Raw genomic sequence first — 12,986 nt, forward strand, 5'->3', positions numbered from 1 at the left:
TCAGTAAATAGTATGAATTATACCTCTTTTTTCTGCTTCGACCACTGCTTTCGAACGGCTTTTCACTTCCAGCTTGGTAAACAGATTCAGGATATGACTTTTTACCGTACTGACTGAGATAAACAATGATTGTGCGATTTCTTCATTACTTGCACCGTCACTGATCAGCTTTAATACCTCCAGTTCTCTTTTGGTCAAAAGCGGTTTTTCTTTGACTGTTTTCTGAGATCTCTCATCAAAAAATTTTAAAATTTCTTTGGCATACATCAGGCTCCGATTGTCAGAAATGGTATTTTTCAAGGTCAGAAAATCATTCAGCATAGATTTCATTCTGGATCCATAATTGATCAATAATCTCAAATAATTTTCATTCGAGCATTTGATCAGCGCCTTATGTAACTCCGCAAAAGCAGCTTCTGGTTTTGATATACTTTGCAATGCGTCTGATTTTAGTATTTCTAACTGCATTTCATAAAGCCCGCCAATACTGTCCAGTTTCAATATTTCATCAATACAAAGAAGGGCATTTATATATTCTTTTCTTTTAACCAGTATTTCTGCCAGCAGAACATAATCATGAAGATTATATTTTTTTAAATGATCCGTATGGGACAAATGATATTGTTCAATAAAATCTTCTGCTTTCTCTATTTCACCCATATCCAGAAAAATTCTTGCCCTGCAGTATTCAATATGTCTTTTGAAGCCATAAGTGTTATCTTTCTCTGACAGAACCAGTGCTTTATCCATTACTTCAATTGCCCTGCAGTTACTGCCTTTGGCTAACAATGACCGGGCTTTTATTACATAGCAATTATTTTTTATATCAAAAATGCCGCCCTTTTCAAACATTTCTATTGCTTTATCTGAATACTCAGCAGCGTGTTCTATATCATTTTTCATATAAAATATTTCTGATAATCCTGAAAAAACAATTCCTAATAATGGAATGGAATTTCCGCCTTTTTCTTTTAAATAATTTTCCGCTTCCTGATATAGTATTTCTGCTTCTCTGAATCTGCCCTGGCAGGTCATCATCATACCAAGCCCTCCCCAGGAATAAGCGGCCGAATACAGATTTTCAATTTTAATACTGGCTGTAAGTGCTTTTGAGTAATATTCTTCTGCCTCCGGAACATCACCATGAACAATGTATGTGGTTGCAATACTCATTAAAGCTGCTGCATAATTGGGGTTAAACGAATCCACCAGCTCCATGGCGTTTTTTAACAGCTGAATACTTTCTTCCAGATGATCCATTTTGATAAATGCTTTTGCAATAAGAAACTCCCCTTTAACGTCTGACGGCAGTGTTGCATCTTCAGATTCTTTTTCAATCAGCTCTATATAATAACTGGCATCACTGACTTTATGTCTGGATAAATATATCCATACGTAATCCAGCATCAACCGTATATTCCTGAATACATATTGTGCCGGTATACATTCTATCCATTTTTCAATCACTGTAAACTGTCCCTGATAAATAAGAGGACTGCTGATCTGATCGATTAAATGAATTGCCTTCTCATAGTTTTGCGCCTTCAGATAGCAGGTACAGGCTTCCTGTGTATATCCTTTTATTTCGTACCATTGTCCAGCCTTCCAATATATATCTTTCACTAATCCAGGCTGCTCTTCTTTTGCTTTCTTTCTTAAAAAAGCAGCAAAAAGACTATGATATCGATACCATTGATCCTTTTGATCGAAACAGGAGATAAAGAGATTCATCTCAAGCACCTGCTTTAACAGTTCATTACAATTTTCCATATCAGTCACAGCCTGGCACAGCTCACAGGAGAACGCATTTAACTGCGATGTCTTTATCAGAAACTCATAAACGGCAGGAGACTGGCTGTTTAAGATGTCTTCCATGAAATAATCAGCGAAATTTGACTGAAGCATCATTACCTGCTTATCATATATTGATTCTATGCCCTTACGTTTACAGAATAATGCAGCAATCTGAAGCCCCACCGGCCAGCCTTCTGTTAGTTCATACAGTCGGATTAAATGATCCTGTGCAACCTTTAGCTCCATGATTTCATTTATATAAGCTGCTGTCTCGTTTTTGGTGAATTTCAGCTCTTCCACTCCGATTTCAATGATACTATTGGAGTGCTTTATTCCTGATAGCTGGGATATTATGCGGAGTCGGCTGGTAATAATCAGGTGTATATTATAAGGCATGTGATTAATAAAAAATTTCAACCCATTCAGAATCTGCGTATTTTTTATTACATGCAGATCTTCAATTATAAAAAGGAAACTTTTCCTGTTCTCCAGTATTTCATTGATCAGTACCGTAATTATTGTTTCTATGCCGCCTATTCTGGAGGTATTTAACAGATTTAACGATTTTCCACCGATGTCTGGTATTACTGATTTTATTGCTGAAACAAAATAAATCCAAAATCTGTTCTCTTCATTGTCCTCTGCCTCCAGCGTGAGCCATGCTGCATATATTGATCTTTTTTTATGCATTGTAATCCAGGAGCTTAACAGAGTCGTTTTTCCAAATCCGGCCGGCGCACTTATTAAGGTAAGTCTGGTGTTTACTGCGTCATCCAGTATGCAAAAAAGATTCTCTCTTGTTATGGCTTTCTGGCGGTAAATGTGATTAATACTGAATTTAGTTTCCAGAAGATCTATATGATTTTCCATAATACTCTCCTTGCCTGAAAAAATTCTTGTCCTTACAGATTATACCATATATGGAAAAAATATAATGAAAGAAATAATAATAGCTTTGATTTGATTGTTAATTTATTTTGTTGAATGATTTTGATTTTTGGCTGAGAAATTATTCAAACCACTATTTTGCCAAAATATGGAATGAAAAAATGCGAAAACAACAAAAATACAACAATAAAACAACTTAAAACAAAAATAAATCAATAAAAATAAATAAAATATATTGAAAAATCAAAATTAATATGTTACAATTTCCACATAAAGGACATATCGGGGTGTGTCCGGAGCAATAAACTATATTTTTCATTTTAAGGAGGTTTATTTTATGAAAAAGGGGTTAGCAATGATTCTTGCAGCAGCATTGGTTCTTTCGGCAACGGGATGCGGCAGCGGGACAACAGCAGCGACTACGGCTGCAGAAACAGAGAAAAAAACAGAAGCTTCAAAAACAGAAGAAACCACAACAGCAGCACAGAAGGTAGCAGAAGCACAGGCTGCAGGTTCTCTGAAAGGTAAGAAAGTCGCAGTTGTCAGAAATTTAGCTGCCGGCGATCATACACAGCAATTCCTCGATGGCTGTGTATCAGAAGGCAAAAAATTTGGGTGGACTGTAGATACGTTTGTTACGGATGGGGATGATGCAAAGGCGCAGGAGACCGTAGCACAGGTGATTGCAAAAGGCTATGACGGTCTGATTGTATCTCACGGACAGCTTTCTTATTCTTACGATATGTTAAAGCCTGCAAGAGATAAGGGAATGGCAGTTGTGACGTTTGATACCATGCCTTTTAAGGGCGGAGATGCAAATGGTCTTCTTCTGGAAGGCGTGACCTCAACCGCTCAGAATGATCAGGCACTTGCAGAACTTTCACTGGGCTATATGATGAAGGAATTTGAGGCAAAGGGAGGCAAATATCCCATGAAGGTGCTGAAAACATTTATGGGCCCTGGCATTCCTCCTCTGGACAGGCGTAACGAGATTTATACCAAACTGGAAGATGAAGGAAAGATTAAGACTCTGGAGATAATTGCACCTTCCGATTCTGCCAATGCAAGAGGGGATATGACCAATAAGACAGCAGCCATTCTGCCCAAGTATCCGGAAGGATCCGTCGATGCAATCTGGGGATGCTATGATGAGCTTGCCAAGGGCGTTCTGCAGGCACTCAATGATGCGGGCAGAACTGATATTCCTATGTATACCATTGACGTATCCAATGATGATATCCAGCTGATGGTTAAGAATCCACAGGTGTGGAAATCTACAGCGGCGGTTGATCCAAAGCTCATTGGAATTGTGGATACCCGTCTTCTTGCTCTAAAATTATTAGGAGAAGAAACTCCAAGTTATTTTGACTTAAATGCCAGTAACATAGTAACAACGCAGCTGAGTGCAGAGACCACCATGGGTGATCTTGGCAAGATTATAGATGGCTGGGGCGATGCAGAAGATCCCAAAGGAGCTCTGTACACCGATATAATTCAAGGACTTTATGTAGAATAGAGGGATCCGTTTTCCAGTCATTACATAGGTAAGGAAGAGACGTCATGAACGAGATAAAGCTTGAAATGAAGGATATATCCATAGAGTTTCCAGGGGTTAAGGCTCTGAATGGAGTTGATTTTAGTTTGACAAGTGGCAGCATTCATGCGCTCGTTGGAGCCAATGGTGCCGGCAAGTCCACGCTGATGAAAGTGCTTGCCGGTGTTAACACACATTATACGGGACAAATAAGTGTTGGAGGGGAACCGGTTGAAATCCGGTGCCCCAAAGATGCGAAGAACCTGGGAATAGAAATTGTGTTTCAGGAAGTGGACACAGCCTTAATCCCATATCTGACTGTAGCTGAAAATGTGATGTTTAACACCCTGGTCAATAAAATGGGGAAAAAACAGGTTGTACATTGGAAGGAAATCAAACGGGCAGCAAAAGCAGTTCTTGAAAAGTTAAATGTGGCAGTCGATATTAATAAGCCGGTATCTGCGCTGACACTTGCACAAAAGCAGATGGTTTTGATTGCACGGTGTGTGGTGGAAAAATGCCGTTTTCTCATATTGGATGAACCCACAGCCCCCCTTTCTAATTCCGAAACACTGGAATTGTTCCGGGTTGTCCGTGAATTAGCCAAAGAGAATGTTGGTGTGGTATTTATCTCTCACCGGCTGAGTGAGCTATATGAGATCTGTGAAAGCATAACCATAATGAGAGACGGTATGCTGGTGACGAATTTACCTCTTACAAAGGAACTGGAGGTAAATACCCTGGTGGAATATATGCTGGGACGCTGCTATGAGGATAATTATACTAAAAAAACATGTGAAATCGGAGAACCGCTCCTTGAAATAGACGACCTTACTGAGAAAGACGGCAAGGTGAAGAATATAACCTTAACCGTCCGCGAAGGGGAAATAGTAGGTGTGGCAGGTTTGGTAGGAGCCGGTAAGACGGAACTGTGCAAGACGTTATTTTCTGCCTATCAGCATAAAAGCGGTACCATAAAGCTCCGGGGAAAAGTAATCCATGCAAAAGGTCCCACTCAGGCGGTAAAAAACGGTCTGGCTCTGGTTCCGGAGGAACGCAGGAAGGAAGGCGTTCTGATCTCAGATTCGGTAGTATCCAACATTTCCGTGGCGGCTATGGAGAAATATACCAACAAATTATCTGTTGTCAATAAAAAGCGGGAGAAAGAGGATGCGAGAAGTATGATCCGTAATCTTGGGATCAAGACGCCGTCTGAAAACCAGGTGGTATCCCTTTTATCCGGAGGAAACCAGCAGAAGGTAGTAGTGGGTAAGTGGCTGAATAAAGATTCGGAAGTTTATATTTTCGATGAGCCCACAAAGGGAATTGATGTAGGTGCCAAACAGGATATGTATGAGCTGATTGAAGGCCTTGCTGCCAGAGGAAAAGGCATTATCTATGCAACCTGCGAATTTCAGGAAATATTAAGTATCTGCGACCGGATTTATGTCATGTATGACGGAGAGATTATCAGGGAGCTGAAAGCTGCGGATACGGATGAGAAGGAACTGCTTTATTATTCGACAGGAGGTAAATGATATGTCTGGGGCAGAGAAGGTAAAGAAGAAAGGTAATTTAGGGGATTTTGTAACAAGATGGGGCACGATTGCAACAATGGTAATCCTGTTTATTCTGTTTACGTTTGGAAACTGGAATAAGGATACGGGGACAAGCATGTTTCTGACTCAATCCAATATGATCACAATTTTAAGAGCCGTGTCGATTACCACAATTATTGCGACTGGTCTTACATTTGCACTGGCTGTAAATGGTATGGATCTTTCCATTGGAGCTACGGCACAGCTGGCAAATGTATTTGTAATGACATGTTTTGTATGGCATAACATCAACATCGGTATTTCAGTGCTTCTCACAGTTTTTATCTGTTTAAGCGTTGCGGTGATTAACAGCATTCTGATTGTAAAATTTAAGATACCGGATATGGTTGCAGCACTTTCTGTTATGTTTATGTATCAGGGCGTTTCCATGACCTATTCAAAGGGCGGTGCCATTACGGAGCGTATGACCAGGGCTGATGGAACACAGGCGCCGGGTCTTGTTCCGGAAGCATTCCGGGCTCTGGGAAAGGAGCCGTGGCTGATCATCATCATGGTTTGTGTGGTGCTGTTTGCATATTTCTTTCTGAATTTTACAAAGCATGGCAGATATATGTATGCGGTAGGAGGTAATCCTGAAGCGGCGGAGCTTTCAGGAATTCCTGTGGCAAGGTATAAGATTCTGGCCTATTTTCTGTCAGCAACCTTTGCTTCAATAGGAGGCATCTGTCTGGCAGCGCGTGTGGGCACAGCCCAGATCTCTGCCGGAGATGCATATTTAATGCCATCTGTATGCGCAGCTTATATTGGCTTTTCTGTATTAGGGGCTGGGAAGGCCAATGCATTTGGAACATTTGCAGGAGCGGTTTTAGTGGGTATGCTGGAAAATGGCCTTATCATGATGTCCGTTCCGTATTTTGCAATGAACATAATTAAGGGCGCAGTCCTGGCAATTGCACTTGCTATGACCTATGCCAGCGGAAAAACAAAGAATGCAAATTAAGCAGCAGATTATAAAATGATCAGGGGAAGGTGACAAAAATGTCTAAATACGACAGTTATTTTTTAATGAAGGCACCAGAAGTTCCAGGTTACGTACAGGAAAAGCTTTCCTATTTTGACAAAGGAGCCGAGCTGGAATGTAAGGAAATTGGTGACGGGAACCTAAACTATGTGTTTCGGGTAAAGGATGCAAAAAGCGGGAAATCAATTATTGTGAAACAGGCAGGCGAGGCTCTTAGAATCTCTGCTGACATGCATATTTCCACTGACAGAGGCAGAATTGAAGCGAAGATTCTGGGAATCCAGGAAATGTACGCGCCGGGACTGGTTCCAAAGGTATATCTCTATGATGGTGTTATGTGCGCCATGATCATGGAGGATATGACCGGTCATACCATGATGCGGACCGGCCTGATTAACCATGAGATCTATCCTCTGTTTGCGGATCATGTGACCACATTTATGGTAAATTCTCTATTACGGACAACGGATGTAGTGATGGGGCATAAGGAAAAAAAGGAGCTGGTTAAGAGCTTTATTAACCCCGATTTATGTGAGATCAGCGAAGATCTGGTGTACAGTGAACCTTTTATTGACTATAACCACAGAAATCATGTGTTCCCACCCAATGAGGATTTTGTAAGGGAAGAGCTTTATGAGGATCAGGCGCTGCATTTAGAAGCTGCAAAGCTGAAATTCGAATTTATGAATCATGCACAGTCGCTGATTCATGGAGATCTGCATACAGGGTCCGTATTTATTAATAAGGAGCACACGTTCATTTTTGATCCGGAGTTCGCATTTTTCGGACCTATGGGTTACGATATCGGCAATGTGATAGCAAATATATTCTTTGCATGGTGCAATGGAGACGCCGTCATTTCTGATGAAGAAAAGAAAGCAGAGTTCTGCGGATGGTGCCTTCAGACCATATCAGATGTGGTGGATTTATTTGTTGAAAAATATAATCGGGTATTTGATGAATACGCCACTGACACTATGGCAAAAGTACCGGGATTTAAAGAGTGGTATCTGGAACGGATCCTTTCTGATACAGCAGGAGTTGCCGGACTGGAATCAATACGCCGGATTGTTGGCATGGCCAATGTAATTGATATTACAACCATTCCGGATGAAGCGAAACGGGCAAGGGCAGAGAGAATTGTGATCACGCTGGCAAAAAAATATATTATGAACCGGGATACCTTCCGTTGCGGAGCAGATTATTTAACAGCCATCAAAGAGGCAGCAGGCAAGTACGAATCATAAAAGACGGGAAAGGCAAAAACATGAGTGAAGACAAAAAGAAATCCATTATGGATTATGACACAGTGGCACTTGATGAAGAAAACCATGCCCTTGTTATCATAGACCAGACACAGCTTCCGTATAACACGGAAATTCTTTCATTAACAAAACAGGAGGATATATGGAATGCCATTTATCTTCTTCAGGTAAGAGGGGCGCCTGCAATTGGAGTGGCGGCAGCTATCGGTATTTATCTGGCAGCAAGAGAGATTAAGGCTTCTGACTTTGGAGATTTTTACGGGAAATTCAGTAAAGCAAAGGATTATCTTGATTCAGCCCGTCCTACCGCTGTCAATCTTTCATGGGCTTTAAAACGAATGGAAGGAATTGTTTTGGACAATAAAGACAAGTCTGTTTCTGAGATCGTGGAGCAATTGCATAAAGAGGCTGTAAAAATAAGAGAAGAGGATATCTGGGTATGTAAGACAATTGGAGAATATGGTCTTACCCTTGTAAAACCGGGCGATGGTCTGCTGACACACTGCAATGCAGGGCAGCTGGCGACTGTGAAATATGGCACTGCAACGGCACCTATGTATCTGGGACAGGAACGGGGGTATCACTTCCGCATTTTCTCAGACGAAACCAGACCTTTGCTCCAGGGAGCAAGACTGACATCGTTTGAGTTAAAGGAATCCGGACTTGATGTAACCGTAATCTGTGATAATATGTCTGCTTCTGTTATGCGTAAGGGCTGGGTTAATGCAGTGTTTGTAGGGTGCGACAGAGTGGCAGCCAATGGAGATACTGCAAACAAAATCGGAACCTCCATGGTGGCACTGGCTGCGAAACGCTACGGTGTGCCTATGTATATCTGTGCACCTACCTCTACAATTGATTTGAATACACCTACCGGTAAGGAGATCCACATTGAAGAACGTCCTGCAGCGGAAGTGGTGGAGATGTGGTATGAAAAACCAATGGCTCCCGAAGGCGTGAAGGTGTTTAATCCTGCTTTTGATGTGACGGATCATGATTTAATTGCAGGAATTGTGACAGAGTATGGAATCGCAAGAGAGCCATATAGTGAGTCGTTAAAAGAGATATTCCGGAGGAAGCAGGAAGCCTTAAAATGTGAGTGACGGCAAAGAGGATGCCTTACTTTAAGAGACATCCTCCTGAAAGACCGGGCTATGCGTCAATGGCCTCATACAGGGTGACATTATTTTTAGTCAGATATTCTGTCCACTGGCTATCCAGATTTTTGTCGGTGATCAATCCGGTAATTGCATCAAAACCGGAAATCCAGATAAAAGAGGTTTTATTGAATTTGGAATGGTCAGCCACAAGATAGATATGATTACTGCGTGTGATCAATGTCTGCCGTATGGCTGCAATTGATTCGTTGGAATCGGTGATTCCGTGTTCCATGGATATGCTTCGGCAGGACATAAAGGTCTTATCCAGATAGAAAGACTCTAAATTCCGTATTGCCGTATTGCCGACAAATGCTTTATCTCTTGATGCATAGGAGCCTCCCAGCGTTATGAGGCGTATATCTTCTTTATCCTGAAGTTCATTGATAATGAGAAGGGAATTGGTAACGACTGTCAGACGCATTCCCTGAAGCTCGCGGGCGATCTGGAGAGCGGTTGTAGAGGCATCTAAAAAGATGGAATCGCCGTTATGTATAAGTGAGAGGCATTTTTTAGCAATGGCCTGCTTGCTTTCCATATATGCGGTTTCCCTTATGGTAAGTTCCACATTGTTCTCAACTCCGTCTTGTATGAATGCACCTCCGTAAGTTCTGGTTAGAAAACCGTCGTCTTCCAGCTGCTTTAAATCACGGCGTATCGTTTCCTCGGTTACGGAAAATGTTTTAGATAGTTCAGTTACTGTGACGCTTTTCTTTTCTAATATAATATCTTTGATTTTGGCTTTCCTTGTTACTGCTAACATAGGTATGTTCCTTTCTTTCTGTGAACAATTATTTTTGAAATGCAGTATGAAACAATAAGAATACAGTGACATATAAGTATATTGTATATTTTTTTGGACGAAATGTAAAGGAAAAATGATCAAAATAAAAACAAAACAAAATAAAACACATAAAATCAAATATAAAATTGCTAAAATACAGCAAAAATTGACAAGTTCAGACAAGCCATGTATATAGTCGTTTGAACTTTGGAGGGATCGTTATGATGACAGTTCAAGGCGTGAAATACATGTCTGATTTTGAAGCCAAAAAGGCAATTTTGGATATTGGCAAGCGTATGTATGACAAAGGCTTTGTGGCTTCCAATGATGGAAACATAAGCTGTAAGGTGGGACCAAACACGATCTGGACAACACCGACCGGTGTATCCAAGGGTTTTATGAAACAGGATATGCTTGTAAAAATGGATTTGAACGGCAAGGTGCTCATGGGGAAAGCAAAGCCTTCTTCAGAAGTAAAGATGCATTTAAGAGTATATCAGGAAAATCCGGATGTACAGGCAGTCACACATGCTCATCCTCTGGTGGCAACCAGCTTTGCCATTGCAGGCATCAGTCTGGATACGGCTGTTTTGACGGAAGCAGTACTGGGGCTGGGATCAATTCCTATTGCAAAATATGCCACTCCTGGTACGGAAGAAGTTCCTGATTCGATTGCACCGTTTGTAAATACCCACAATGGGGTACTCCTTGCAAATCATGGAGCATTAACCTGGGGAAAAGATATTTTCCAGGCATTCTACCGGTTGGAGTCCATTGAATATTATGCAACCATATTGATGTATACAGGGAATATAATCGGCCGTCAGAACGTACTTTCCTGCGACCAGGTAAATAAGCTGCTTGATATCCGGCAAAAGCTGGGCATTACTGCAGGCGGAATACCACCCTGTTCCTTACAGGAAACCAATATGAGAGATGTAATTACTTCTTCCGATATCCGGCCATCCTGGCCTGCTGCGCCGATTCAGGCTCCGCTTAATCCGCCGGTAAATGAATTAAAAGGTGTAACTCCTCTTGTTAAACCCGGGCAGTCTTCCTATCCTAAGGAAGGCGGATGTTCTTGTGGGATTACTGCTTTGCCAAAGGAAACGGTGGAAAAGAAAGATACAGAGCATTTGAGCAAGGCAAAGGAGGAAATTATTGCTGAGGTTGTCAGAAGAGTAATGGGGCAGTTTAACTAGGAGGAAAAAATGGAAATTGGGACAAGGGAGATTGAACTGATTGTAAGGGAAGTGCTTGCAGGACTGGAAAAGAAAAACCCCGCGCCATCTTATGTTCCTTCCCGGAGCGATAACGGAGTATTTGACCGGGTGGAGGACGCAATTGAGGCAGCTTACACCGCTCAGCGAGATTGGATCAATCATTATAAGGTAGAAGACAGGAGAAGGGTTATTGAGGCGATCCGATCCGCTGCAGGAAAACATGCCCAGTCACTGGCATCGATGGTGTGGGAAGAAACCGGTATGGGCCGTGCGGAAGATAAGCTTCAGAAACATCTGGCAGTCATTGAGAGGACTCCGGGAGTGGAATGCCTGACTACAGAGGCGATCTCCGGCGACGGCGGGCTTATGATAGAGGAATATGCCCCGTTTGGAGTCATTGGAGCTATTACGCCATCAACAAACCCGACGGAAACCATTATTAACAATACGATCAGTATGATTGCCGGAGGCAATTCGGTTGTGTTTAATGTTCATCCAGGCGCCAAACGGTGCTGTGCCCACTGCCTGAAGTTGCTTCATCAGGCAATTGTGGAAAGCGGCGGTCCGGCGAATCTGATTACCATGCAAAGAGAACCTGACATGGAAGCGGTTAACATTATGACCGCTGATCCGAGAATCCGTCTGATGGTGGGGACCGGAGGAATGGGTATGGTAAATGCGCTGTTACGGTCAGGCAAGAAGACGATTGGCGCGGGTGCAGGCAATCCGCCTGTTATTGTAGATGATACCGCAGATATAAAGCTGGCAGCCAGGGAGATTTACCGTGGAGCCTCCTTTGATAATAATATTTTATGCCTGGCAGAGAAAGAAGTCTTTGTAATGGAGCAGGCTGCCGATGAGCTTATATACCAACTGCAGCAGGAGGGAGCATTTTTGCTTCAGAAAGATCAGCTGCAGGAGATTTTGAAACTTGCCATGATTGAGAAAAACGGCACTTATGAAGTAAATAAAAAATGGGTAGGAAAGGATGCAGCTTTGTTCCTGGAAGCCATAGGCATACACAGTGATAAAGAGGTGCGGCTTCTGATCTGTGAAACAGACAGAAATCATCCCTTTGTCATGGTGGAGCAGCTGATGCCTGTTCTTCCCATTGTCCGCCTGAAAACCTTTGAGGAATGTATGGAAAGTGCAAAAGTGGCAGAATCGGGAAACCGCCATACTGCATCCATGTTTTCCCGGAATGTGGAGAACATGACCAGATTTGCAAAGGAGATCGAGACTACTATTTTTACAAAGAACGGAGCCACTTTAAGAGGTGTGGGAATCGGCGGAGAAGGACATACCACAATGACAATCGCAGGTCCCACGGGAGAAGGCATCACCTGCGCGAAAAGCTTTACCAGAAAGCGCAGATGTATGCTGGCTGAAGGCGGCTTAAGGATCATCTGAGGGAGGTACATATGGCAATTGGCTTTTTGGAGTGTGCAGGATTTGGAGCGGTTTTGTATGCCATGGATAAAGCGTGCAAGGCTGCAGATGTGAAAATCATCGGCATTGATACCATTAATCCAAAGGATGCTGCATCTTTTATTCCTCTTACCGCTCAGGTGAAATTTGAGGGTGGGGTGGATGATGTAAAGGAAGCCTGTGAAGCAGCAAGGCGGGCAGCGCTTGAGCTTAACAGTCCAGGGGAAGTTCTGGTACGGATGATCGAAAGGCCGTACGAAGGTACAAAAGCATTGGCCCGCATAACAAAGGTAACATTCATGGAAGATAATATAAATGATTAGAGGAGGTAGA

10 protein-coding genes are annotated in these 12,986 nt (G+C 42.3%); 8 read left to right on the top strand and 2 right to left on the bottom strand.

Annotated features, from left to right (window positions below; all coding sequences use genetic code 11):
* A complete protein-coding gene (locus V7D18_RS23940) occupies positions 1-2,664 on the bottom strand; it encodes a LuxR C-terminal-related transcriptional regulator (RefSeq protein WP_426158163.1) in 2,664 nt (887 codons plus the stop codon).
* Between the two features lie 355 nt (positions 2,665-3,019).
* On the opposite strand from V7D18_RS23940, the gene V7D18_RS23945 reads away from it, so the two are divergent.
* The 5 genes from V7D18_RS23945 to mtnA are packed head-to-tail and all read left to right on the top strand — an operon-like array spanning position 3,020 to position 9,164.
* A complete protein-coding gene (locus V7D18_RS23945) occupies positions 3,020-4,198 on the top strand; it encodes a sugar ABC transporter substrate-binding protein (protein WP_426158164.1) in 1,179 nt (392 codons plus the stop codon).
* Between the two features lie 44 nt (positions 4,199-4,242).
* Complete coding sequence (locus V7D18_RS23950) at positions 4,243-5,754, top strand: sugar ABC transporter ATP-binding protein (protein ID WP_426158165.1); 1,512 nt, start codon at positions 4,243-4,245, stop codon at positions 5,752-5,754.
* Between the two features lies 1 nt (position 5,755).
* A complete protein-coding gene (locus tag V7D18_RS23955; RefSeq protein ID WP_426158166.1) occupies positions 5,756-6,775 on the top strand; it encodes an ABC transporter permease in 1,020 nt (339 codons plus the stop codon).
* A 38-nt stretch (positions 6,776-6,813) separates the two neighbouring features.
* Complete coding sequence (mtnK, locus tag V7D18_RS23960) at positions 6,814-8,043, top strand: S-methyl-5-thioribose kinase (RefSeq protein ID WP_426158167.1); 1,230 nt, start codon at positions 6,814-6,816, stop codon at positions 8,041-8,043.
* 20 nt (positions 8,044-8,063) lie between these two features.
* Positions 8,064-9,164: an S-methyl-5-thioribose-1-phosphate isomerase gene (gene mtnA / locus V7D18_RS23965; protein ID WP_426158168.1), complete on the top strand. Its 1,101-nt coding sequence runs from the start codon at positions 8,064-8,066 to the stop codon at positions 9,162-9,164.
* 49 nt (positions 9,165-9,213) lie between these two features.
* Here mtnA and V7D18_RS23970 read toward each other — a convergent pair whose 3' ends face one another.
* Positions 9,214-9,981 carry a DeoR/GlpR family DNA-binding transcription regulator gene (locus tag V7D18_RS23970; RefSeq protein WP_426158169.1) on the bottom strand — a complete coding sequence of 256 codons (768 nt, stop codon included), beginning with the start codon at positions 9,979-9,981 and terminating at the stop codon, positions 9,214-9,216.
* Positions 9,982-10,223: 242 nt separating this feature from the next.
* Between V7D18_RS23970 and V7D18_RS23975 the strand changes: the two genes are divergently transcribed.
* Genes V7D18_RS23975 through V7D18_RS23985 form a run of 3 tightly spaced genes read left to right on the top strand, consistent with a single transcriptional unit; the run spans position 10,224 to position 12,976 of the window.
* The gene (locus V7D18_RS23975) at positions 10,224-11,204 is read left to right on the top strand and encodes a class II aldolase/adducin family protein (RefSeq protein ID WP_426158170.1); all 981 of its coding nucleotides are present in this window, start codon (positions 10,224-10,226) and stop codon (positions 11,202-11,204) included.
* A 9-nt stretch (positions 11,205-11,213) separates the two neighbouring features.
* Positions 11,214-12,635, top strand: a complete 1,422-nt coding sequence (locus V7D18_RS23980) for an aldehyde dehydrogenase family protein (RefSeq protein WP_426158171.1) — start codon at positions 11,214-11,216, stop codon at positions 12,633-12,635.
* A gap of 11 nt (positions 12,636-12,646) precedes the next feature.
* Positions 12,647-12,976: a BMC domain-containing protein gene (locus tag V7D18_RS23985; protein WP_426158173.1), complete on the top strand. Its 330-nt coding sequence runs from the start codon at positions 12,647-12,649 to the stop codon at positions 12,974-12,976.
* Positions 12,977-12,986: the final 10 nt, after the last annotated feature.

Origin of the sequence: Lacrimispora sp. 38-1 (genome assembly GCF_049890855.1) — a bacterium.
GTDB lineage: Bacteria > Bacillota > Clostridia > Lachnospirales > Lachnospiraceae > Lacrimispora.

What these genes read in the sequence shown, in the direction of transcription:
- V7D18_RS23985 (WP_426158173.1), top strand. Translation starts at nt 12,647, where the DNA reads ATGGCAATTGGCTTTTTGGAGTGTGCAGGATTTGGAGCGGTTTTGTAT.
- V7D18_RS23940 (WP_426158163.1), bottom strand. Translation starts at nt 2,664, where the DNA reads ATGGAAAATCATATAGATCTTCTGGAAACTAAATTCAGTATTAATCAC.
- V7D18_RS23975 (WP_426158170.1), top strand. Translation starts at nt 10,224, where the DNA reads ATGATGACAGTTCAAGGCGTGAAATACATGTCTGATTTTGAAGCCAAA.
- V7D18_RS23970 (WP_426158169.1), bottom strand. Translation starts at nt 9,981, where the DNA reads ATGTTAGCAGTAACAAGGAAAGCCAAAATCAAAGATATTATATTAGAA.
- V7D18_RS23980 (WP_426158171.1), top strand. Translation starts at nt 11,214, where the DNA reads ATGGAAATTGGGACAAGGGAGATTGAACTGATTGTAAGGGAAGTGCTT.
- mtnA (WP_426158168.1), top strand. Translation starts at nt 8,064, where the DNA reads ATGAGTGAAGACAAAAAGAAATCCATTATGGATTATGACACAGTGGCA.
- V7D18_RS23955 (WP_426158166.1), top strand. Translation starts at nt 5,756, where the DNA reads ATGTCTGGGGCAGAGAAGGTAAAGAAGAAAGGTAATTTAGGGGATTTT.
- V7D18_RS23950 (WP_426158165.1), top strand. Translation starts at nt 4,243, where the DNA reads ATGAACGAGATAAAGCTTGAAATGAAGGATATATCCATAGAGTTTCCA.
- mtnK (WP_426158167.1), top strand. Translation starts at nt 6,814, where the DNA reads ATGTCTAAATACGACAGTTATTTTTTAATGAAGGCACCAGAAGTTCCA.
- V7D18_RS23945 (WP_426158164.1), top strand. Translation starts at nt 3,020, where the DNA reads ATGAAAAAGGGGTTAGCAATGATTCTTGCAGCAGCATTGGTTCTTTCG.